Annotated in this window: 20 protein-coding genes; 8 read left to right on the top strand and 12 right to left on the bottom strand. The window is 75.1% G+C overall.

Features of this window, described 5'->3' with window-relative positions; all coding sequences use genetic code 11:
- Window positions 1-58: 58 nt before the first annotated feature.
- Window positions 59-853: a (5-formylfuran-3-yl)methyl phosphate synthase gene (locus MUU72_RS32335; protein WP_248017012.1), complete on the bottom strand. Its 795-nt coding sequence runs from the start codon at window positions 851-853 to the stop codon at window positions 59-61.
- 186 nt (window positions 854-1,039) lie between these two features.
- On the bottom strand, window positions 1,040-2,248 hold the full coding sequence (locus tag MUU72_RS32330) for an acyltransferase family protein (RefSeq protein ID WP_248017011.1): 1,209 nt from the start codon (window positions 2,246-2,248) through the stop codon (window positions 1,040-1,042).
- Between the two features lie 325 nt (window positions 2,249-2,573).
- Here MUU72_RS32330 and MUU72_RS32325 point away from each other — a divergent pair, with 325 nt between their 5' ends.
- Window positions 2,574-4,019: a glycosyltransferase family protein gene (locus MUU72_RS32325; RefSeq protein ID WP_248017010.1), complete on the top strand. Its 1,446-nt coding sequence runs from the start codon at window positions 2,574-2,576 to the stop codon at window positions 4,017-4,019.
- 190 nt (window positions 4,020-4,209) lie between these two features.
- A complete protein-coding gene (locus tag MUU72_RS32320; protein ID WP_248017009.1) occupies window positions 4,210-4,677 on the top strand; it encodes an SRPBCC family protein in 468 nt (155 codons plus the stop codon).
- A 10-nt stretch (window positions 4,678-4,687) separates the two neighbouring features.
- Here MUU72_RS32320 and MUU72_RS32315 read toward each other — a convergent pair whose 3' ends face one another.
- Window positions 4,688-5,137 carry a nuclear transport factor 2 family protein gene (locus tag MUU72_RS32315; RefSeq protein WP_248017008.1) on the bottom strand — a complete coding sequence of 150 codons (450 nt, stop codon included), beginning with the start codon at window positions 5,135-5,137 and terminating at the stop codon, window positions 4,688-4,690.
- Between the two features lie 513 nt (window positions 5,138-5,650).
- Here MUU72_RS32315 and MUU72_RS35495 point away from each other — a divergent pair.
- Together MUU72_RS35495 and MUU72_RS32300 are read left to right on the top strand one after the other, a co-directional pair.
- Window positions 5,651-6,433, top strand: a complete 783-nt coding sequence (locus MUU72_RS35495) for a FadR/GntR family transcriptional regulator (RefSeq protein WP_282505169.1) — start codon at window positions 5,651-5,653, stop codon at window positions 6,431-6,433.
- Window positions 6,434-6,709: 276 nt separating this feature from the next.
- The gene (locus MUU72_RS32300) at window positions 6,710-8,086 is read left to right on the top strand and encodes a pyridoxal phosphate-dependent decarboxylase family protein (protein ID WP_248017007.1); all 1,377 of its coding nucleotides are present in this window, start codon (window positions 6,710-6,712) and stop codon (window positions 8,084-8,086) included.
- A gap of 104 nt (window positions 8,087-8,190) precedes the next feature.
- Here the strand turns inward: MUU72_RS32300 and MUU72_RS32295 are convergent, their stop codons facing one another.
- The 5 genes from MUU72_RS32295 to MUU72_RS32275 all read right to left on the bottom strand — a co-directional run bounded on the left by MUU72_RS32295 (window position 8,191) and on the right by MUU72_RS32275 (window position 13,042).
- On the bottom strand, window positions 8,191-9,075 hold the full coding sequence (locus tag MUU72_RS32295; RefSeq protein WP_248017006.1) for an HAD family hydrolase: 885 nt from the start codon (window positions 9,073-9,075) through the stop codon (window positions 8,191-8,193).
- A 32-nt stretch (window positions 9,076-9,107) separates the two neighbouring features.
- The gene (locus tag MUU72_RS32290) at window positions 9,108-10,043 is read right to left on the bottom strand and encodes a M56 family metallopeptidase (RefSeq protein WP_248017005.1); all 936 of its coding nucleotides are present in this window, start codon (window positions 10,041-10,043) and stop codon (window positions 9,108-9,110) included.
- A 167-nt stretch (window positions 10,044-10,210) separates the two neighbouring features.
- The gene (locus tag MUU72_RS32285; RefSeq protein ID WP_248017004.1) at window positions 10,211-10,828 is read right to left on the bottom strand and encodes a DUF5134 domain-containing protein; all 618 of its coding nucleotides are present in this window, start codon (window positions 10,826-10,828) and stop codon (window positions 10,211-10,213) included.
- 111 nt (window positions 10,829-10,939) lie between these two features.
- Window positions 10,940-12,529, bottom strand: a complete 1,590-nt coding sequence (locus tag MUU72_RS32280; RefSeq protein ID WP_248017003.1) for an FAD-dependent monooxygenase — start codon at window positions 12,527-12,529, stop codon at window positions 10,940-10,942.
- A gap of 126 nt (window positions 12,530-12,655) precedes the next feature.
- Window positions 12,656-13,042, bottom strand: coding sequence for a VOC family protein (locus tag MUU72_RS32275; RefSeq protein WP_248017002.1), 387 nt, complete (start codon window positions 13,040-13,042; stop codon window positions 12,656-12,658).
- Between the two features lie 152 nt (window positions 13,043-13,194).
- Here MUU72_RS32275 and MUU72_RS32270 point away from each other — a divergent pair, with 152 nt between their 5' ends.
- Window positions 13,195-13,728, top strand: coding sequence for a GNAT family N-acetyltransferase (locus MUU72_RS32270; protein WP_248017001.1), 534 nt, complete (start codon window positions 13,195-13,197; stop codon window positions 13,726-13,728).
- A gap of 23 nt (window positions 13,729-13,751) precedes the next feature.
- On the opposite strand, the gene MUU72_RS32265 is transcribed toward MUU72_RS32270, so the two are convergent.
- The 4 genes from MUU72_RS32265 to MUU72_RS32250 all read right to left on the bottom strand — a co-directional run bounded on the left by MUU72_RS32265 (window position 13,752) and on the right by MUU72_RS32250 (window position 17,181).
- The gene (locus tag MUU72_RS32265; protein WP_372503284.1) at window positions 13,752-14,561 is read right to left on the bottom strand and encodes an amino acid ABC transporter ATP-binding protein; all 810 of its coding nucleotides are present in this window, start codon (window positions 14,559-14,561) and stop codon (window positions 13,752-13,754) included.
- Window positions 14,558-15,439: an amino acid ABC transporter permease gene (locus MUU72_RS32260; protein ID WP_248017000.1), complete on the bottom strand. Its 882-nt coding sequence runs from the start codon at window positions 15,437-15,439 to the stop codon at window positions 14,558-14,560. The genes MUU72_RS32265 and MUU72_RS32260 overlap by 4 nt, the downstream gene beginning before the upstream one ends.
- Before the next feature lie 17 nt (window positions 15,440-15,456).
- Window positions 15,457-16,350 (bottom strand): ABC transporter substrate-binding protein, encoded by an 894-nt coding sequence (locus MUU72_RS32255; RefSeq protein ID WP_248016999.1) that lies wholly within the window; start codon window positions 16,348-16,350, stop codon window positions 15,457-15,459.
- Between the two features lie 147 nt (window positions 16,351-16,497).
- Complete coding sequence (locus MUU72_RS32250) at window positions 16,498-17,181, bottom strand: glycerophosphodiester phosphodiesterase (RefSeq protein WP_248016998.1); 684 nt, start codon at window positions 17,179-17,181, stop codon at window positions 16,498-16,500.
- Window positions 17,182-17,621: 440 nt separating this feature from the next.
- Between MUU72_RS32250 and MUU72_RS32245 the strand changes: the two genes are divergently transcribed.
- The 3 genes from MUU72_RS32245 (at window position 17,622) to MUU72_RS32235 (ending at window position 20,952) form a co-directional block, all read left to right on the top strand.
- Window positions 17,622-19,019 carry a DUF6421 family protein gene (locus MUU72_RS32245; RefSeq protein ID WP_248016997.1) on the top strand — a complete coding sequence of 466 codons (1,398 nt, stop codon included), beginning with the start codon at window positions 17,622-17,624 and terminating at the stop codon, window positions 19,017-19,019.
- 104 nt (window positions 19,020-19,123) lie between these two features.
- Window positions 19,124-19,885: an SDR family NAD(P)-dependent oxidoreductase gene (locus MUU72_RS32240; protein WP_248017021.1), complete on the top strand. Its 762-nt coding sequence runs from the start codon at window positions 19,124-19,126 to the stop codon at window positions 19,883-19,885.
- The gene (locus MUU72_RS32235) at window positions 19,882-20,952 is read left to right on the top strand and encodes a threonine aldolase family protein (RefSeq protein WP_372503285.1); all 1,071 of its coding nucleotides are present in this window, start codon (window positions 19,882-19,884) and stop codon (window positions 20,950-20,952) included. Before MUU72_RS32240 ends, MUU72_RS32235 begins: the two co-directional genes overlap by 4 nt.
- Window positions 20,953-21,161 lie beyond the last annotated feature (209 nt).

Below are 21,161 nucleotides of genomic sequence, written 5' to 3'. Positions count from 1 at the left end.
CTCCGGACGGGGTCGGGGCGGGAGGGGGGAGGAGTGGGGGCGGCGGCGGGGAACGGGCTCAGAACTGATGGCGCGTCACATAGCCGTTCAAAGCGCCCCGTTGACGGTCGCCGTCGGCCGCCGACTGCTCCCGGGCGTGCCGGTCCAGCTCCGCGCGGAAGGCGGCCACCAGGTCCGGGCGGATGCGGCCGGTGGTGCGGTCGCCGCCCTCGCAGACCGCGCCGCGCACCCCCACGATGTCCGTACCGATACGGGTCAGCGTGCCGAGATCGGCCTGCCGGACGCTGCCCGCGAGCGCGGCGAGCAGCCGGGCCTCGTGGGCCAGCCGGACGAACTCCGCGCAGGTGTCCGGCGGTACGTGGTCGAACAGCCGGGTCCCGTCCTTGATCGCGGTGTCGAGCATGGCGGCGTCGGCGCCGGAGCGGCGGGCGATGTCGGGCAGCGCGAGCGGGTTGACGCAGCCGATCCGGTGGGCGTCGGCGTACCCCGAGGCGACGACGAACGCGTCCGCCCGGTAGTCCTTCACCGCCCGGACCACCCCGCGCATGACCTCGATGGCCTGCGGCGGGGTCGTGCACCCGTAGAGGCCGACCTTGATGTAGGTCGCTCCGGAGACGGCCGCCCCGAGCGCCGCCAGGGCCACCGTGCCGGGCTTGTACGGTACGTCCCCCACGGTGGCGGACACCGGTGTGTCCGCCGGGACCGCGTCGCGGATCTCCTTGATGACCCACGGGTAGTTGGCGCCGAGCGAGCCCTCGTCGGGCTTTTTGACGTCGACGATGTCGAGGTGTTCGGCCGCCTTCGCGCAGTCGAGGGCCTCCTCGACGCCGTCCGGGGAGATGAGAAGCAACAACGGGGGCTCCTTCCACCGCATCTCCGCCGGGCCGGGGGCAGGGATGCCGGGCCGCCTGGATCACGTGCGGTGCGCTCATCATTCCGGCGGCCGGTGGTGGTCGGTAGGGGCGCGCGGAGTCCAGGGGGTGCGTGCCGGGGCGTGTCCGGTGCGCCGTGTGCGCCGGTGGGGGCGCGGCCGCCCCGGTCAGGTGCCGCTTTCCGGGCCGGTGCGGCCGGGGCTCATCCCGCGCGTGAGGTGGCGCCGCAGCGCGCGGCCCAGGGGCCGTTCGACCAGGCGGTGCACGGCGGCCGCGAGGAGCAGGGAGAACGCGGCCGCGACGGCGATCGACGGCAGGACGCCGAGCGCGGGGACCTTCCGCAGCAGCCCCTTGGCCACGGGTATGCCCAGGCTCTGGTGCACCAGGTAGAACGGGTAGGTGAGTGCGCCGGCGGTCACCGGCCAGCGCCGGCGGAGCCGGGCGAGCGGGCCGAAGGCGGAGAGGGCGAGGACGGCCAGGAAGGCGGTCAGCACCGCGGCGCAGACGGCCCAGGAGAGCGCGCCGCCCTGCGCGCGCGGCACGGCGTGCGCGGCCACCCGGTCGCCGAGGACGGTGAGTTGGTAGCACCAGGCGAAGCCGGCCAGCAGCCACAGGACGAGGTTCTGGCCGAACCGGTACATCAGGAACAGCGCGATGCCCGTGACGAACAGGCCCGCGTACTGGCTGAGGACGAACTCGTCGAGGACGGCCGAGCCGAGTTCCCGGGCGACGAGCGCGAGGGTGAGCCAGGCCCCGCAGAACGCCAGCAGGCGGCGGTAGCTGAGGCCGAGGAAGAGCAGGGCCGCCATCAGCAGGTAGAAGCGGGCCTCCACCCAGAGCGTCCAGGCGACGCCCTCGATCAGCGGGAGCCCCAGCGGGCCCGGAGCCATCGTCAGATTTCCCACCACCGTCCGGAGGTCGATCGGGGGGGCGGCCGGGAGGTGGCCGAGCCGGGCGATCAGGACCAGGCCGACGACCATCAGCACCGCGCACCAGTAGGCCGGGAAGAGCCGGGAGACGCGCGAGACGGCGAACTGCGCCGGGGTGCGCCCCCAGCAGCTCAGGCAGATGACGAAACCGCTGATCAGGAAGAAGAATTCGACGCCCAGCCAGCCGTAGCGGCTGATCCCGTGCAGGACCGGGGCGAACTGCCGGGGGTCGTGGGCGCCCCAGAAGCCCGGGGTCGTCGTCCCCACGTAGTGGTAGGCGGCCACCGCGACGGCGGCGACGAGCCGCAGCCCGTCGACGGCGGCCAGCCGGGCGCCGCCGGCCGGCCTGGTCGGCCCGCCCCGCCCGTCCGCCCCGCTCCGCCGCGCGGCGTCCTCCTGGGAGCCGGGTCTCTGCCGTACGAGAGGGGCCGAACTGTCGTTGAGCACGTGAATTCTCCAGACCGGAGGGCGCGGTGCGCCGGGCAGCGGACCCAGCGACTATAAGCGGTATGTATACATCAAGCGTATAGAGGGGGGTGGGGAGGGGTGCCGGGGAGCCGGTGCCGGGCGCGTCCCGGCCCGGCCGCGAGGGAGGAAATCCCCGAGGGGCAGGAAATTCCCCTATGTCGTCCCGTCACACGATCAACCGCGCCGTGTCCGGCCGCGTCTCCAGGGGCGCAGGGATCGTGCCGCGGTGATCGGACGGCGGCGGGGGGCCACGGGGCGGGGTGGAGCGGAGCGCCCCGGCGCCATCGGGTGAGGGGAGACTCCGTTGCGGCGGGGGCACATACCGGTCTGGGCCGGTCCGGCGGTACTCGCGCTCGCGCTCGGGCTGTGGGGCCTGACGCGCGAGCACAGCATGTGGCGCGACGAGGCGGCGACCTGGCAGGCCGCACACCGGACGCCGGGCGAGATCGTGCACATGGCCGGCCGGGCCGACGTCGTCCACACCCTGTACTACGAGGTGATGCACGGGCTGTTCGCCGTCTTCGGCGACAGCCTGGTGACGCTGCGGCTGCCCTCGGTGCTGGCGGCGTCGGCGGCCTGCGGCCTGACCGCGCAGCTCGGCGCCCGCCTCGCCGGTCGGGGCGCCGGCGCGGCGGCGGGGCTCGCCCTGGCCGTCGTCCCGGCGGTCCAGGAGCACGCCCAGGAGGGGCGGTCCTACGCGCTGGTGCTCGCCTGCGTGGTGCTCGCGACCCGGCTGCTGGTGGCGGCCCTGGAGCGGCCGGGCGCCGGGCGGTGGATCCGGTACGCGGCGGTCGTGCTCGTCGCCGCGTGGCTCAACTGGTTCTCGCTGTTCGCGCTCGCCGCGCACGGTGTCACCCTGCTGTGCGTCCGCCCGGACCGGGCCCGCCGCGCGGGGTGGGCGCTGGCCGCCGCCGGGGCCGTCGCCGGGACCCTGCCGGTCATCCTGACCAGCCGGAGCCAGATGGCGCTGGTCTCCTGGATCAAACCGCTGGGCTGGTCCACGATCCTCGGGGTGCTGGCCACGGTGGCGGTCACGGCCGTCTGCGTCCGCCTGCCGCCCGCCCGCGGCGCGGCCGGGGCGGGGCAGGACGGCGCGCGCGGGGGCGTGCCCCTCGCGGCGGTCGCGCTGCCGCTGTGCGCGGTGCCCCAGGTCGGCCTGGTCCTGGCCTCCCTCCTCGTCACACCGCTCTACCTCACCCGCTACGTGCTGTACGCCTACGCCGGTCTCGCGCTCGCCCTCGGCGTCCTCCTCGTCACACTCGCCGCCCGGCTCCGGACGCCCGCCCGCGTGCTGCTGCCCACCACCGTCGCGGTGGCCCTCCTGGCGCTGCTGCCGGTGGAGCTCCGGCTGCGGACGGTCGACAGCCGCATCGACGACGTGCTGACCGCGGCGGACACCGTCGGACGCGTCCGGGGCGGTGCGGACGGGGTGCTCTTCATCCCCGCCGCGCGCCGCGACACCGCCCAGGTCTCCCCCCGCGCGTTCGCCGGACTCCGCGATCTGGCGCTGGCCCAAGGTCCGGTGGAGTCCGGCACGCTCAAGGGCATAGAGGCCGAACCGCGCGCCATAGAGCGCGCCATGCTGGGCGCGCGGCGCATCGTGCTCGTCACCGATCCCGGCCCCCGCCGCGACGCCACCGCGCGCGACCGCACCAAACAGCGCGTCCTGGACGCGCACTTCACCCTCCGCGCGGACCGCGTCGAACGCGGCCGCCGGGTCAGCGTCTACGAGCGCCGCGACGCGGGCTGAGCCGCCCGACCGGGCGCGGGAGCCGGGCCCGCGCCCCGCGTGACGCGGATCACGGGCCGAGGGGCGTCACAGTTGCCGGCCCTGCGTCGTCCACCGCGTGTACGGCGGGCCCGGCGCCGGGGGCCGGTGGGCCGAACGAGCCGGGCCCGGCCGTCGTTTCCGCAGCTGAGGGCCACAGAAAGGGCGAGAGATGGAGCACGTAACGGTACGGCGGATCATCGCGGCGCCGGTCGCCGAGGTTTTCGAGTGGTGCGCCACGACCACCAACTACACCCGCTCGCCGTTCGTCCTGAAGGCGCGCCTGGCCCGGCCCGGTGCCGGGGCGCCCTACGGGGTGGGGGCGGTGCGACTGCACACCTGGCTGATCGGTTGGTTCCGCGAACGGATCACCTCCTACGAGCCGCCGTACGCCTTCGACTACACCGTCGACCGCAGCTTCCCGCCGGCCCGGCACGAGGCCGGCCGGATGACCTTCACCGAGACCGCCGAGGGCACCCTGGTCGAGTGGTCGACCGCCTTCCACCTCCCCGTTCCGTTCGGCGCGGCGCTCGGCCGGGTGGTCGCCAGGCCCGTCATCACCCATGTCTTCGGCAGGATCCTGGACGCGGGGGCGGCCGAGCTCGCCGGTGCGGCGGGGCGGGCGGAACGGGGGAGGTGACGGCCGGCCGTCAGGCGCCGTCGAACGCCTGGGCCACGGCGAGGCTGTCCTCGTAGACGTGGTGCCGGGTGACCAGGCCGTTCTCGACGGTGAGGTGGAGGGCGCACCGGGAGCGGTAGGCGCGGCCGGTGGCGCGGGCGGTCTGGCGGATCTCGCAGAGCACGACCGCGTCCGGACCGTCCACGAGGATCCGTTCGATCCGGGTGTCGGCCGCGCCGGGGACGTGGTGCTCGGCCAGCGTGCGGTAGTGGGCGGCGGCGTCGGCGCGGCTGGAGCGGTGGCGGATCCACGGGGTCGCGGCGCGGCCGTGCTCCGACTCCGGCCAGTCCAGCTTCCAGTCCGCACCGTCGGCGTACAGCTCGGCGATGCGGTCGGGGTCGCCCTCGCCGATCCGGCGCAGGAGGTCCTCCACCACGGTGCGGGTGGCGGGGGCGGTCGCGGTGGGGGTGGCCGGCGGCATGGTCGGGGTCCCTTCGGTAGGTACGGGCGGGTGCGCAGTGCCGCGTGGTGCGGCGGTGACCATCGTCCCGGGGAAGGGGAGTTGGGGCGATTACCTGAGGGGTAAGGGGGCGAGCGGGGTGCGTCCCCCGGGGCGGGAGGGGCGCACCCCGCCCGGCCGGGAAGCCGGGGGCAGCCGGTGGGCCCCGGCGCGCGGACGTGCTGCGGACGGCGGGGGAGAGGAGTCCGTCCGCGGCGCGTCGCGGCCGGGGCCAGGAGGCGGGCGGGCCGGTCAGCGGGGGGGGCGGCGCTCAGATCAGGGCTTTCCTGCGCCCGTACCGGTCGCCGAGGTGACCGAAGACGATCGCGCCGAGCGGGCGGCCCAGGGCGCCGACGAAGAGCGTGGCGAAGGAGGGCGCCGCGGGCAATGGGTTTGCCCGGGATCCAAAAATGAGGGGGTGACCGTAGGCGGGGGTCGGACGCCTGTCAATAGGTTCCGGCCCGAGTCCAATAGGGTGGGAGGGTGAGCGAGGGCATGCGTGAGGAAGGTGCCGGGAGGCTGCGGCCCGGCGGCGACGGGGAGCGGACCGGCGGCGCGGGACAGCAGTCCTCGCGGGCGGTGGTGGCCGAGGCGCTGCGGCAGCGGATCGCCCTCGGCGGATTCGGGCCGGGCGACCGGCTGCCGCCGGAACGGGAGCTGGCCGCCGCGTTCGGGGTGGGCCGCAACACCGTCCGCCAGGCGCTGCGCGAGCTGGCCGACGAGGGGCTGGTGCACACCACCCTCGGGCGCTCGGGCGGCACCCGCGTGGCGCCGGCCCGGCCGGGCGGCGACAGCGCCCGCGCCGCGGTGACCGCCGGCATCCGCGCGGCGCTGCGCGACTACATGGAGTACCGGCAGGCCATCGAGCCGTACGCGGCCCGGCTGGCCGCCGAGCGCGGGGGCGGCGCGGCCCGCCGGGAGCTGGTGGCGCTGCTCGACGCCCAGGTCTCGGACCTGGGCGAATACCACCGGATCGACACCCGCTTCCACCTCGGGCTGGCCGCCGCGGGCGGCAACGAGGTGCTGGCGGAGGCGGTGACCCGGGCGCGCGCCGAGATGTTCGTGGCGGGTAACGCCCTGTGGCTGGGCTCGGACTGGAGCCGCGTCTACCCGACCGACCGGGACTTCGGGCCGGCCATCCGGGAGGAGCACGAGGCGATCGCGTTCGCCGTGCTGGCCGGGGACGGCGCGGCCGCCGAGGCGGCCATGCGGGACCATCTGCGCGACGCCCACCGGCAGTTCCTCACCGTGCTGGACCAGTTCGCGGCGCACGCCTAGCGAACGGCCGGGCGGCCGACGGGAGTTGCCCCGTCCGCCGGTCCCCGCGTGCTCCCGTTCCCCCGCGAGCCGATTGACGGCCGATTGACGTCCTCGCCGTGGCCGCATACTCTCCCCCCGAAATGGATCCATCGAAGACCCATTAACGGTTGGCTGCCCCGCCCGCGGTCGCGCGCCCCGCGGCCCCGCGCCCCACGGCCCCGCGCCCCCGCCCGCGCGGCCACCGGACCCGCGACCCATGGCCACGCGACGGGCCATGCGACAGGAGAGACGCCCGTGCACGCTTACGACGAGGAACTCGCCCAGCAGGTCATCGACCACCTGCGGCACCGCCTCCGGCTCGACCCCCCGCCGCTGGGCCGGCTCGGCGACCCCGGCGAACTCTCCGTCGCCCTCAAGGACGCCATAGGCTCCGGCCCCCGCCCCGTCACCGAGGTGCTGCGCACGTACACCGAGGACCTCGAACCCACCGTCGTCTCCTGCGACCACCCCGGCTTCCTGGCGTTCATCCCGGGCGCGCCCACCAAGGCCGCCGCGCTGTTCGACATGGTGCTCTCGGCGTCCTCCCTGCACGGCGTGTCCTGGCTGGAGGCATCCGGCGCGGTGGCCGCGGAGAACCAGGTGCTGCGGCTGCTCGCCGACCTCGCCGGCCTGCCGGCCGGGGCCGGCGGTTGCTTCGTCAGCGGCGGCTCGGCCGGCAACCTCTCCGCGCTCGTCGTGGCTCGCGACACCGGCCGCCGCGCCCGCGGCCTGGACGACCGGGCCCCGGTGCGGATCGCGGTCAGCGACCAGGTCCACTCCTCCGTCGGCAACACCCTGCGGATCATCGGCGTGGAAGCCCTGGTCGTCCCGACCGACGACCACCGGCTCACCGGCGCGGCCCTGCGCACCGCCCTGGACGCGGCCGAACGGGACGGCGGCGCCCCGGTGGTCGCCGTGGTCGCCACCGCCGGCACCACCAACGCCGGCATCATCGACGACCTCGCCGGGATCGCCGACGAGACCCGCGCCCGCGGCCTGTGGCTGCACGTCGACGCGGCCTACGGCGGCGCCGCGCTCTTCGTCCCCGGCCTCCGCGACCGGCTGCGCGGGATCGAGCACGCCGACTCGCTGGTCATGGACCCGCACAAGTGGATGTTCGCGCCCTTCGACTGCGGCGCCCTGCTCTACCGCGCACCGCACCTGGCCCGCGCCGTGCACACCCAGGACGCCTCCTACCTGGACGCCATCCACGGTGCCGACGGCGAGACCTCCGGGGAATGGAACCCCAGCGACTACGCCTACCACCTCACCCGCCGCCCGCGCGGTCTGCCGCTGTGGTTCTCGCTGGCCGTGCACGGCACCGACGCCTACCGCGATGCGATCGCCCGCGGCGCCGGGATCGCCCGCTGGACCGCCGACCGGATCCGGCGGACGGACGGCCTGGAACTGCTCCGCGAGCCGGAACTGACCGTCGTCCTGGTGCGGCGCACCGGCTGGCGGCCCGAGGACTACTACGCCTGGTCCAAGCGGTTGCTGGCCGCCGGGACGGCGTTCGTCACCCCCAGCGTGTGGGAGGGCGAGACCGTCGCCCGGCTGGCGTTCCTGCACCCCGGGATCACCGAGGAGACGGTCGGACAGCTCCTCGACTCCCTTGCCGCCGAAGGGAGTTGACCGAGCGCCCCGGCGCGGCGCGGCTCACGTCACCGAGCAGCCGCCGTCCACGAAGACCGTCCGGCCGGTCACGTACGCCGCGCCCGGACCGGCCGGGAAGACTGTCACCGCACCGACTCGCCCGGTCCCGCCGCCCCCGTCGGACCCTCTGCCCCCGTGGGATGCTCTGCCCCCCTTGGCCCCGCCGGCCCTGTGGGTCCCTCCGCCCCCACCCGCTCCAGCACCGGCCGCAGCCCGTCCGGCCGCAGGTGGACCGGGAGCGGGTCCACCGGGAAGTAGGCGCAGCCGATGGCGGTGGCGCCGCCGTCCGCGGTGCGGTCGTCGCCGACCATCAGCACCCGCGGCGCGGCCACCCCCACCTCCCGGCAGGCCAGCGTGAAGAGCCGCGGATCCGGCTTCTGCAACCCGTGCTCGTACGACAGGACGCAGGCGGAGAGGTGGCGGTCGAGGCCGTGGGCGCGCAGCACCGGGCGGAGGTCCCAGCCGATGTTGCTCAGCACGCCGGTGCGGATGCCGCGGCGGGCGAGGGCGGCCAGCACCTCGGCGGCGTCGGGGTAGGGGACCCAGGCTTCCGGAGCCATGTGGCGGGCGTAGAGGACGTCGTAGAGCGAGCGGGCCGCGCCGGGCGGGTCGTACAACTCCGCGTGCGGCAGCGGGACTTGGCGGGCCAGTCCGGTGTAGAGGGCGCGGTGGTGGCGGGCGTCGCGGTCCCGGATCCGCCACAGGGCGGCCAGCCGGTCCGGGAGTACGGCCGGTGCGGAGCCGCCGGGCAGGGCGCCGGCCCGGGCCAGCGCGGCCGCCAGGCGCGCGATGTCGGCGCCGGTCAGCGGGCAGGGCGCCGTACCGGGGGCGGCGTGGAAGGCGGCCAGGGACGCGCGGAGCCAGGACTCGGCGGACTCGATGCGCAGCAGCGTCCCGGAGAAGTCGAAGAGGACGCCGGCGATCCCGCCGCCGACCGGACCGCCGGGTGTGCTGGGGGTCGTCGTCATGCCGCCATGGTGGCGCCTGCCCCGCGGCCCCGTCAGGTCAGCGCGCTCAGACCGGGCCCGAAGGTGATCAGCAGCGGCACGGCGGGCAGCAGCAGGGCGCAGGCGGTCGTCCGCAGGCGGCGGCCGGGGGTGAGGCGGGCGGCCGGGGCCAGCAGCCGGTCGACCCGCTGCGGTACCTGCGCCAGCTGCGGCGGACAGGGCCCGAACACCCCGCGGTCCTCGTTGAGTTGGACCAGCGCCAGCGCGATGGTCAGCCGGCCGAAGCGGCGCGAGGCGACGTCGTCGGCGGCCATCTCCACCAGCCGGTGGACCTGGTCGCGGAACGCGGCGAAGACCGGGATCTGCGGGAAGCCGTCGGCCAGCGCCGACGCGCAGTGCAGCAGCACGTCGTGCCGGGCCCGGACGTGGCCCTGCTCGTGGGCGATCAGCGCGTCGAGCTGGCGGCCCCTCAGACGCCGCAACGCCGAGGTGGTGATGACCAGTTGCGGCGAGGGGTGGCGCAGCCACCAGGCCCCGGGCCGGTCGCCCTCCAGGACCACCAGGCGGCCCCCGCGCGGGTCCTCACCGGGCAGCAGCGGCGAACGGCGGCGGAGTTCGGCCCGGCGCCGCCGGCGGCGGGACCGCGCCGCCCGCACCTCGCGGGTCAGCGCCACCGCCGTCCACGCGCCCCCGGCCGCCAGCAGCACCGCCAGCGCACCGGCCCACGGCCCGTAGGTGTTGAGCGCGTACGCCTCGACGACCACCCGGGGCGCGAACCCGAACACCGGGCTGCGGACCGCCTCCCAGGCGGCCGCCGCGCTCAGCGCCATGGCGAGCACACAGCACAGCAGGACACCGGCGACCACGCACTGCCACACCCACAGGGCCAGTACCGGCTCCCGGTCGGGCCAGTCCGCGCGGGCCATCAGGCGCGGCCCCGTCGCCGCGGCCAGCACGCCGAGGATCATCAGCGTGAGGGGGACCATCATGGCGCCAGCCTATGAGCGCCCTCCTACCGGTTGGTACGGTCCCGCGGGCGATGTGACGCACGCCACGCGAGGGGGAGGTGTGAACGGGCCGGCGGGGCGCGGCCGCCGCCGGCCGCCGGGCCGGTGCGCAAGGGCCGACCGGCCCCCGCCCGACTGGCCGCGCGGTGTCAGAGCGCCGTCAGCATCGCGAGCATGCCCAGCCCCATGGCGACTTGGCAGGCCCTCAGCACCGCGGGCGACCCGGCGGGCCCGGCGCCGCCCGCCTCCGCACCGTCCCCCGCCCGGCCCGCGGGCGCCAGCCGGACCCCCGCCGCCAGCACGTACACCGTGTAGTACGCCAGCAGCAGCCCGGTCAGCACCGGCAGGCCCGCCGGCGCCGAGTGGGTCATCCCCGCCATGCCCGCCATCCCGGCCGTCCCGGCCGCGCCCGCCCGCCCCGGCGCGCCGCCCGTGCCGTCCATGCCGCCCGTGCCGTCCATCCCCGTCATCGCGAGCGCCATGTAGACCATCGCCAGCGCGCCCACCGCGTGGTGCAGATGGCGCCGCACCAGCCCCCGCAGCGCGGCCGCGCCGAACACCGCCGCGAACACCCACGCCGACCACCCCGGCAGCACCACCACCGAGGCGGGCAGCGCCATCACCGCCATCCCCAGCGCCATCAGCGCCTCACCGCGGGCCGTCACCCGCTGGGCGGCGGGGCCGGTGCGCGTACGGGACAGGCAGTAGCCGCCGGTGGCCGCGCACAGCAGCACCAGCAGCCAGCCGACCAGCGGCGGTGTGTGCACGGAAGGACACCTCCCGGACCGGGCGGACGGTGGGCAACCGCAGGATGCCCGGCCGGGGGTGGGGCACACGGGAGCGCACGGACGCAAGCGGGGAGCGCACCGTGCCGCCGCTCAGACCGCGCGGACGCCGTCCGCCCCGGTCGGCGCCGCACCCGGGCCCGCCGCCCCGCACCAGGCGGTCAGCGCCCGCCGCACCGCCCCGGCGTCCACCGGACCGTCGCTCGCCCAGGCGAGGTAGCCGTCCGGCCGGACCAGCAGGGCCGCCGCGTACGGGTCCGCGGCCAAGGCGCGCACGATCTCGACCCGGTCGGCCCAGCCCGCCGCGGCGCTCACCGCGTCCCGTCCGCCGTCCCCGCCGTCCGCCCCGTCCAGGAAGAGCAGCAACGGCCGCCCGGCACGCAGCAGTTCGGCCAGCCGGACCGGCCCGGCCGCGGTCGTCAGCGCCAGATCGCGGGCGAACGCACCGGCCAGCGGGTGCGCGCCCGGCGCGGACCCGTAGCGGATGCCGGTGGCGTGGATGACGTCGCTGAGGTACGCGTTGACCTCGTCCATCGCCATCAGCTCGGTGAACAGCGCGCGCAGCGCGTCCACCTGCGGGCCCGGCCGCATCAGCGCGACCTGGGCGCGGGTGTTCTCCAGCACCCGCGCGGCGACCGGATGCCGTTCCGTGCCGTAGCTGTCCAGCAGCCCCTCGGGCGCCCCGCCGCGGCACTCCGCGGCCAGCTTCCAGCCGAGGTTGAAGGCGTCCTGGAGGCCGAGGTTGACGCCCTGGCCGCCGGCCGGGAAGTGGATGTGCGCGGCGTCCCCGGCCAGCAGCACCCGGCCCGCGCGGTAGCGGCTCGCCTGGCGGGCGCTGTCGGTGAAGCGGGTCACGAAGTCGACGCCGGTGAGGACGACCCGCTGCCCGGTCACCCGCTCGATGCCGCGGGCCAGTTCGTCCGCGGTCGCCGGGCTCTCCAGATCGTCCGGGACGTCCCACTCCATCACCGCCACCCGCCCGTCGGGCATCCGCAGGAACCAGCCCCCGCCGGTGCGCTCCCAGCCGGCCGGCAGCCGCCCGCCGCCGGCCACCTCCAGGGTGCCCCGGCCCATCCGGCACACCAGCGAGGGAGCGGTGCCGGGGAAGTCGATCCCGGCGCCCCTGCGGACCGCGCTGCGCCCGCCGTCGCACCCGACGAGGAAGCCCCCGCGCACCGCGGCGGTGCCGTCCGCGGTCCGCACGTGCACGGTGACGCCCCGCTCGTCCTGCGCCAGCCCGGTCACCTCGTGCCCGTAGCGGACCACCGCGCCGAGTGCGTCGGCCCGGCGGGCCAGCAGCTCCTTGAGGACGTCGTGCGGGAGGGTCACCCCGTGCGGCTGCTCGGTCCGCTCCGCGCCGTGCCGGCCGAGCCGGTACAGCCCGGCGAAGTGGCCGCGCGCGGCGCGGTCGTCCAGCTCCCGCCGGTGGTCCGCCAGCCCCGGCAGGCTCTCCTGGGCCCGGACGAAGTCCGCCAGCAGGCCCCGCCGGTCCAGCGTCTCCAGCGTCCGGGCGTGCAGCGCCAGGGTGCGCGGCTCGCCGTCGCCGCGCCGCCCCTTCTCCAGGACGAGGACCGGGACGCCGTGCAGCCGCAGCTCCGCGGCCAGCAGCAGGCCGACCGGACCGCCACCGGCGATGACGACGTCGAACTGCTCCCCGGCGAGCGGGTGTTGGGTAGTGGTCATGGCCGCGACGCTAGTGAAGGCCGGCGGCGGCCACCAGTGACCGCCGCGCGAGTCCGCGGCGCACCGGGCGCGCACCGGCGCGCCGCCGGGCCGCCGCCGGGTCCGGCGCGCCGGTGCCGCCGGGCGTCAGGGCCGGTAGCGCAGCGGATGGTCGGCGGGGACCTCGGTCAGCACGATCCGGTGCCCGTCCGGGTCCGCGATCCACATCTCGATCAGCCCCCACGGCTCGCGCACCGGCGGCCGCAGCACCTCCACCCCGCGCCCGGCCAGCTCCTCGTGCGCCCGGGCCGCGTCGGCCACCTGGAGCCACAGCTGGAGGGTCGGCGTCGGGGCGTCCGCGGACCGCCCGGAGACCTCCAGGAAGCCGCCGCCGAGGAAGTAGACCGTGCCGCGCTCCGGGCCCGTGCCGAATTCCCGGTAGACGGCCAGCCCCAGCGTCTCGCCGTAGAACGTCCGCGACCGCTCCGGATCCGCCGGCCGCAGAAGCACCCTGCTGCTCAGTACCTGCACCATGGCAGGGACCCTACGCCGCCGCCGGCGGGCGGCCCGGCCAGGGACACGGCGCGCACCGGCCCCGCCACGGGACCGTCCGGCCCTGCGGCCGCCCGGGCCCGCTTGTTAGCCTCGCCGGCAGAGCCACCGTTCCCCGAGAGGACCCGCCCGCCATGCTCACCGCACCGCTGACCTTCCGCACCGCCACCGAGGCGGACGTCCCCGGCCTCGTCGCGCTGGTGGAATCGGCCTACCGCGGCGACGCCAGCCGGGCCGGCTGGACCAGCGAGGCGGACCTGCTCGCGGGCCAGCGGACGGACCCCGAGGGCGTCGCCGCGGTCGTCGCCGATGAGCGCGGCCGGCTGCTGGTCGCCGAGCGGGACGGCGCGCTGATCGCCTGCTGCCAGCTGGAGCACCGCGGCGACCACGCCTACTTCGGGATGTTCGCGGTCCGCCCGGACCTCCAGGGCGGCGGCCTGGGCAAGGTGATCATCGCCGAGGCCGAGCGGACCGCGCTCACCGCGTTCGGCGTCCCGGAGATGCGGATGACGGTCATCCGGCAGCGCCCGGAGCTGATCGCCTGGTACGAGCGCCGGGGCTACCGCCGCACCGGTGAGTTCAGCCCGTTCCCGTACGGCGACGAGCGGTTCGGCATCCCGCAGCGCGACGACCTGGAGTTCGAGCTGCTGGTCAAGCCGCTGGGCTGACCGCCGCCCCGGCCTGCCCCGGGCTACAGCCGCCCGGCCTCGGTGATCCGCCGGAGGAACTGCCGGGTCCGCTCCTGCCGGGGCGCGCCGAAGACCTCTTCGGGCGTGCCCCGCTCCAGCACCACCCCGCCGTCCAGGAAGCACACCTGGTCGGCGACCTGGCGCGCGAAGCCCATCTCGTGGGTGGCGAGCACCATCGTCATCCCGTCCTCCTTGAGGTCCCGGACGACCCGCAGCACCTCGCCGACCAGCTCCGGGTCGAGCGCCGCGGTGATCTCGTCGAGCAGCAGCAGCCGGGGCCGCCCGGCCAGCGCCCGCGCGATCGCCACCCGCTGCTGCTGGCCCCCGCTGAGCCGGTCGGGGTACTCCCCGGCCCGGCCGCCGAGCCCCAGCCGCGCCAGCAGCGCCCGGGCGTGCTCCTCGGCCTGTGCGCGCGGCACCCCGTGCACCCGGCGCGGCGCCAGCGTGATGTTGTCCAGCACGCTCATGTGCGGGAAGAGGTTGTACGCCTGGAAGACCACCCCGATCCGGCGGCGCACCGCGTCCGCGTCGGCCCGCGGATCGGTGATCTCCTCGCCGTCCAGGAAGATCGCCCCGTCGTCGATCTCCTCCAGGAGGTTGGCGCACCGCAGCAGCGTGGACTTGCCCGAGCCGGACGCGCCGATCAGCGCGGTCACGGTGTGCGGGGCGACCGCCAGGTCCACGTCCCGCAGGACCACGGTGCGGCCGCGCCCGTAGGTCTTGCGCACCGCCTCCATCCGCAGCACCGGCCCGCCGTCCCCGGCCGCCGGCTCCCCGGCGCCCGCCACCGCGGTGCCGTCCGTCGTGCTCATACCGTCCCTCCCTGGGAACGCCGGCGGTCCATCCGGGCGGTGACCCAGTCGGTGAAGCGGGTCATCGGGATCGTCAGCGCCACGAAGACCAGCCCGGCCACCACGTACGGCGTGTAGTTGAAGTCCTTGCCGGCGATGATCTGCGCCGCGTACACCGCGTCCACCGCGCCCGCGATGGACACCAGCCCGGTGTCCTTCTGGAGCGACACCAGGTCGTTCAGCAGCGGCGGCACCACCCGCCGGACCGCCTGCGGCAGCACCACGAAGCGCAGCGTCTGGCCGCTGGTGAGCCCCAGCGACCGGGCCGCGGCCCGCTGCGAGGGGTGCACCGCCTCGATCCCGGCCCGGAACACCTCCGCGACGTACGCCGAGTACGTCAGCACCAGCGCCGCCCCGCCGAGCACCACCGGATCGGTGGTCACCCCCTGGAGCCGCAGCGCGGGCACCCCGAACACCACCATCAGCAGGCAGATGATCAGCGGCATCCCGCGGAAGAAGTCGGTGTACGCGGTGGCCAGCGCCCGCAGCGGGAAGAACACCGGCCCGCGCAGCGTCCGCGCCACCGCCAGCAGCAGCCCGAGCACCAGTACCGCGGCCCCGCACACCACCAGCAGCCGCAGGTTCAGCAGCAGCCCCTCCAGTACCTTCGGCAGCGCCAGCCGCGCGTACGCGGCGCTGAAGAACGTCTCCCGGGTCCGCGGCCAGCCGGGCGCCGCGGTGATCGCGAAGACCAGCACCGCCCCGGTGACCAGGGTGCTCAGCGCGGCGACCGCGGTGGCCCGGCGCGCCCGGGCCCGCCGGTACCGCTCCCGCGCGAGCCGCCGCGCCGACGGCACGTACCCGTCGTCCCCGGGCGGCGCCGCCGTCGTTTCCGTCATCTGCTCCGCCCCGTACGTCACTTGAGTACCGGTACGTCGACCGCGTCGGCCAGCCACCGCTTCTCCAGCGCGGCCAGCGTGCCCTTGCGGCGCAGCGCGTCCACCGCCGCCGTGACGCAGCCGGTGATCCGGCTCTCCTTGTCCAGCACCAGCCCGAACTGCTCGGCCGCCGGGCCCTGCTGCGCGAACTGCCCGACGACCACGGCGTCCTTCAGCTCCGCCGAGGTGAGGTAGAAGGCCGTCGGCAGATCGACCACGATCGCGTCCACCTGGCCGTTCTCCAGCGCGGACGTGGCCAGGTCGTTCTTCTGGAAGACGGCGGGCGCCCGGCGGGGCCGGACGGTGTCGTTGACGACGTCGAGGCTGGTGGTCCCCACCTGGGCGCCGAGCTTGACGTCCCTGAGGTCGGCGGCGCCGCGGGCGCGGGCCGCCGCGGAGCCCTTGCGCGCGACCACCGCCTGCCGCACGTCGTAGTAGCCGCTGGAGAACGCCACCGCCTGCCGCCGGGAGGCGCTGATCGACACCTGGTTGATGTCGAAGTCGAAGGTCTTCGCGCCGGGTGCGAAGGCGCTGTTGAACGGCACGGTCCGCCACTGCACGGCGTCCTTGCGGTAACCCAGCTCCTGGGCCACGGCGTAGGCCACCGCCGACTCGTACCCCTTGCCGTTGGCCGGGTCGTCGTCGGCGAACCAGGGCGCGTAGGCGGGCTTGTCGGTGCCGACGGTCAGCTTCCCGGGCGCCACGGTGGCCAGCTTTCCGGGCGTGCAGTTCTGCTCGCCCTGCGGGCTGCCCTGCCCGGCAGCGCGCGGGCCGCCGGGGGACGCGTCCTGCGGGGCGCAGCCCACCGCCGCGGCGAGCAGGACGGCGGTGGCGCAGACGGCGAGACGCACGGGGCGTGGGGACGGGTACATGCCGCGAAGACTGGCAGTGCACCGGCCCCGCTGTCGAGATCACCGGGGCCGGATGTCCACATGCTGGAAGCGGATTGCACCGCTGTGAACTGCGGGTTTCCCAGCCGGTCCGGGAGGGGGCAGCCGGCCGGGCGCGGTGCCCGCGGGCTACGCGGTGAAGCGCACCGCCCGGCGGATCTCCGGCTGGTCGGTCACCACGCCGTCCAGCCCGAGGCCGCGCGCCAGCCGCAGCTCGTCGTGGGTGTTCACCGTCCAGCCCAGCACCCGCAGCCCGGCGGCGTGCGCCCGCTCGACCAGTTCCAGGGTGAGCCGCCGGATGTCCAGCGACAGCAGCTCCGCGCCCACCGCCTTGGCCCGGTCGATCACCTCGGCCCCGTAGTGCTCCCCGACCAGCCCCGTCCGCACCCCCGGGAGCAGGGCGCGCACCGCCGCCAGCGCCTCGTCGTGGAACGAGATCACCTCGACCCGGCCCGTCAGGTCGCGCGAGCGCACCACCTCGGCCAGCGCCCGGGCCGCCGCGACGTCCTTGATCTCGGCCTGGATCGGCACCCGCACCGCGTCCACGACGTCCTCGAACACCGGGATCCGCTCGCCCTGCCCGGCGTCCAGTTCGCGCAGTTCGGCGAGGGTCCGCTCGGCGACCGGGCCGGCACCGTCGGTGGTCCGGTCGACGTCCGGGTCGTGCATCACCACCAGCGCGCCGTCCTTGCTCAGGTGCAGGTCCAGTTCGACGGCGTCGACGCCCTCGCGTTCGGCCCGGACGAAGGAGCGCAGGGTGTTCTCCGGCTCCACACCCATCAATCCGCGGTGCCCGATGGTGAGAAAGGACAAGGCTGCCTCGCTTCAGTCGGCTCGGTTGCGGTCGGCCCCGTGCACATGCCGTCCGCCGGCGCACTGCTGCCCGAAAGGGCGCGCACAGCGTAAACCGCCGGAGGGCGGCAGCCCCGCAGGGACAAGTGCCTTCTAGCCCGTACGAGTGCCCCTCCGCCGCGGCGCCTACGCGCCGCCCGCCCGGCCACCCCCGGGACCCGGTGCCCGCGGCCGTCCGCACCGCCCCGTCCGTGACCCGGCCTCCTACCCCCTCCACGCCGGAGAAAACGCGGAAACCCTTGCCACGTATGGCAGGAAGTGAGGTCGAAACCGTCCCTCACAGGAAAAACATCCGTGACCATGGGTGGTCAGCAGAATATTTTTCGTCTGCCCCACTTGAATGGGTGATCCCCGGCTGGTTACCGTGGCTTCGCAGGACGATCTACCGCCGGAGGGCAGTCATGACGGAAATTCTTTCGCCTGTGGGGGCCCCGGGCGGCACCATGTCCCCCGATTCCGTGGTCACCCACCCCGCGTGGGCCGCGCTCAAGGACGCCGTGGAGACCATCCGCCCCTGGCAGGCCAAGGACGGTTCCATCGACCTCACGGCCGAGGGCGCCCCCGGCGCCGAGGCCGTCCGCCGGCAGGTCGACCGCGCCATCACGGCCATCGGCGACCTCGCCCCGCTGCTGCCGCACAACGCCGACTACCACCGCGCCCTCGCCGCCGACCTGCGCCGCTGGGCCGACGAGGGCTTCGGCGTCCCCGACTTCCTCGACTCGCTGCTCGCCTTCCAGCCCGCCCGCCGGCGCGCCGACGGCCTCCAGCACCTGGTCGTCTTCCCCATGTACACCCAGAACGGCAACCCCGACCGCAACTTCGAGGCCGTCGTGCTGCGCATGGTCTGGCCGGACTGGCTCGCCGAGCTGGAGCGCACCCGCTACGACAATCCCCTCTTCTGCGGCATCACCTTCGAGGACTTCACCGCCGGCTACGACACCAACTCCGCGGTGCTCTTCCCCGAGACCATCGCGGTCCGCCAGGCCCCCGAGCGGTTCAGCTGGGGCGGCATCTTCTGCGACCGCGAGGCCGCCCGCTTCCGCCGGGTCAGCTCGGCCGCCGTGGAGATCCTCGGCCTGGAGGTGCCCGCCGACATCCACGCCATGCTCGGCGACCAGGAGCGCTGCCAGCAGGCGTTTGTCCTGTGGGACATGATCCACGACCGCACCCACAGCCACGGCGACCTGCCGTTCGACCCGTTCATGATCAAGCAGCGCCAGCCGTTCTGGATGTACGGCCTGGAGGAGCTGCGGTGCGACCTCACCGCCTTCAAGGAGGCCGTGAAGCTGGAGGCCGAGGGCTACCCGCAGGCCCGCGACATGCAGTTCGCGGTGATCTTCGACCGGATGTTCCGCTTCCCGGTCACCGGCGAGCGGGTGCGCAACTACGACGGCCTCGGCGGCCAGCTGCTCTTCGCCTACCTCCACCAGCACGACGTCGTACGCTGGACGGACAACACACTGCACATCGACTGGGAGCGGGCACCCAAGGTCACCAACCAGCTCTGCGGCGAGATCGAGAAGCTCTACCGCGACGGGATCGACCGGCCCAAGCTCGTCCACTGGTTCGCCGCCTACGACCTCGTCTCGGCCTACCTCGCCCCGCACCCCGGCTCGGTCTGGGCCAAGGGACCGGACGCCCTCGACCTCGACCAGCCGCCGCGCAAGCTCGTCGACGACGTGCTCCCCGACGAGTTCCCGCTGAGCATGTTCTACGAGGCGCTCGCCAAGAAGCTGCGCCGCGTGATTGCCTCGACCAAGGGCATCACCGCCCACAGCGACACCCCGGCCGCGGCGTGACGCGCGCACCCGGCGACCGGACCGAACAGCACATGCGCAGCGAGCGGACCGACCCGGCGAGCCGGCCGGCGGCCGGCCACGGGCAGGACGAGGAGGCGACGGAGATGGGTACTTCGACGGGCGGCCAGGGGCCGCTGGAGGGTGCGGTCATCGCGGTGGCCGGAGCGGCCGGCCCGGCGGGCCGCGCCACCCTGCTGCGGCTGGCCGAGGCCGGTGCGGTGGTGGTCGGCTCGGACGCCAACCCCGAGCGGCTGGCGGAGGCCGTCGACGCGGCCCGCTACGCGCACGGCGGCGCCACCGTCATCGGCGAGACCGTCGACCTCCTCGACCTCGACCAGGCCCGCGAATGGGCGGCCCGCACTGAGAAGGAGTTCGGCCGGGTCGACGGCCTGATCCACCTCGTCGGCGGCTGGCGCGGCTGCTCCACCTTCACCGACACCGACCTGGCCGACTGGGACACCCTGCACCGCCTCCTGGTCCGCACCGTCCAGCACACCTCCCTCGCCTTCTACGACGCGCTGGAGCGCAGCAACAACGGCCGCTACGTCCTGATCAGCGCGGCCGGCGCCAGCAAGCCCACCGCCGGCAACGCCGCCTACGCCGCCTCCAAGGCCGCCGCCGAGGCGTGGACGCTCGCCATGGCGGACGGTTTCCGCAAGTCGGGGGGCGAGGCCGGACCGCGCGCCGCGGCTGCCATCCTGGTCGTCAAGGCGCTCGTCAACGAGCAGATGCGCGCCGAGCGACCGAACGCCAAGTTCGCGGGCTTCACCGACGTCACGGAGCTGGCCGAGGCCATCGCCGGGGTCTGGGACCGGCCCGCCCAGGAAGTGAATGGACAGCGTCTGTGGCTGACCCCCAAGCCGTGAACCGGGCGACGACCGACGCCCGGCAGCACCACGACCCGCAGCTCCGCGGCTTCGCCAGCGACAACTACGCCGGTGCGCACCCCGAAGTGCTCGCCGCGCTCGCCCTCGCCAACGGCGGCCACCAGGTCGCCTACGGCGAGGACGACTACACGGCCCACCTCCAGCGCGTCTTCCGCAGCCACTTCGGGCAGCGCGCCCAGGCGTTCCCGGTGTTCAACGGCACCGGCGCCAACGTCGTCGCCCTCCAGGCCGTCACCGACCGCTGGGGCGCGGTGATCACCGCCGAGAGCGCGCACATCAACGTCGACGAGTGCGGCGCCCCCGAGCGCGTCGGCGGCCTGAAACTGCTCACCGTCCCCACCCCCGACGGCAAGCTCACCCCCGAGCTGATCGACCGTCAGGCGTACGGCTGGGACGACGAGCACCGCGCGATGCCGCAGGTCGTCTCGATCACCCAGAGCACCGAGCTGGGCACCGTCTACACCCCCGACGAGATCCGGGCGATCTGCGACCACGCGCACGAGCGCAAGATGCTCGTCCACCTCGACGGCTCCCGGATAGCCAACGCCGCGGCCACCCTCGACGTGCCGATGCGCGCCTTCACCAACGCCGTCGGCGTGGACATCCTCTCCTACGGCGGCACCAAGAACGGCGCGGTCTTCGGCGAGGCCGTGGTCGTCCTCAACCCCGACGCGGTCCGCGCCATGAAGCACCTGCGGAAGCTGTCCATGCAGCTGGCGTCCAAGATGCGCTTCGTCTCCGTCCAGCTGGAGGCCCTGCTCGCCAAGGACCTCTGGCTCCGCAACGCCCGCCACGCCAACACCATGGCCCAGCGCCTGGCCGCCGGCGTCCGCGAGGTCCCCGGCGTGGAGATCCTCTACCCCGTCCAGTCCAACGCCGTCTTCGCCCGCCTCCCGCACGATGTCAGCGAACGCCTCCAGAAGCGGTACCGCTTCTACTTCTGGGACGAGGCGGCGGGGGTGGTCCGCTGGATGTGCGCCTTCGATACCGCCGAGAGCGATGTCGACGGCTTTGTCGCGGCTCTCCGCGAAGAGATGGCCCGGTAGGGCCGGCTTCCCACGTTGTCGGCTTTCCCGCCGTGCGGGTGCCTGTGCGTTGCGCCTCCGGCGCCTGGGGCCCTCGCTGCGCGGGGCGGTGCCCTGCTTCGCGGGGTGGGGTCCGCTGCGCGGGGCGGGTCCCCGCTTCGCGGGGATTGGGATTCCGCTGCGCGGGGCTGTTCGGCAGCGGTGCCGGGTCTGTGGGGTGGGGGGTGTTC

Source organism: Streptomyces rhizoryzae (genome assembly GCF_023155275.1).
GTDB classification, from domain to species: Bacteria; Actinomycetota; Actinomycetes; order Streptomycetales; family Streptomycetaceae; genus Streptomyces; species Streptomyces rhizoryzae.
The sequence above is the reverse complement of the archived record's forward strand: the minus strand, read 5'-3'. Positions and strand labels throughout refer to the sequence as shown.

Coding starts and splice junctions, on each gene's coding strand:
- MUU72_RS32320 (WP_248017009.1), top strand. CDS start 4,210: ATGGAGCACGTAACGGTACGGCGGATCATCGCGGCGCCGGTCGCCGAG.
- MUU72_RS32315 (WP_248017008.1), bottom strand. CDS start 5,137: ATGCCGCCGGCCACCCCCACCGCGACCGCCCCCGCCACCCGCACCGTG.
- MUU72_RS35495 (WP_282505169.1), top strand. CDS start 5,651: ATGCGTGAGGAAGGTGCCGGGAGGCTGCGGCCCGGCGGCGACGGGGAG.
- MUU72_RS32295 (WP_248017006.1), bottom strand. CDS start 9,075: ATGACGACGACCCCCAGCACACCCGGCGGTCCGGTCGGCGGCGGGATC.
- MUU72_RS32290 (WP_248017005.1), bottom strand. CDS start 10,043: ATGATGGTCCCCCTCACGCTGATGATCCTCGGCGTGCTGGCCGCGGCG.
- MUU72_RS32280 (WP_248017003.1), bottom strand. CDS start 12,529: ATGACCACTACCCAACACCCGCTCGCCGGGGAGCAGTTCGACGTCGTC.
- MUU72_RS32275 (WP_248017002.1), bottom strand. CDS start 13,042: ATGGTGCAGGTACTGAGCAGCAGGGTGCTTCTGCGGCCGGCGGATCCG.
- MUU72_RS32270 (WP_248017001.1), top strand. CDS start 13,195: ATGCTCACCGCACCGCTGACCTTCCGCACCGCCACCGAGGCGGACGTC.
- MUU72_RS32265 (WP_372503284.1), bottom strand. CDS start 14,561: ATGAGCACGACGGACGGCACCGCGGTGGCGGGCGCCGGGGAGCCGGCG.
- MUU72_RS32260 (WP_248017000.1), bottom strand. CDS start 15,439: ATGACGGAAACGACGGCGGCGCCGCCCGGGGACGACGGGTACGTGCCG.
- MUU72_RS32255 (WP_248016999.1), bottom strand. CDS start 16,350: ATGTACCCGTCCCCACGCCCCGTGCGTCTCGCCGTCTGCGCCACCGCC.
- MUU72_RS32245 (WP_248016997.1), top strand. CDS start 17,622: ATGACGGAAATTCTTTCGCCTGTGGGGGCCCCGGGCGGCACCATGTCC.
- MUU72_RS32240 (WP_248017021.1), top strand. CDS start 19,124: ATGGGTACTTCGACGGGCGGCCAGGGGCCGCTGGAGGGTGCGGTCATC.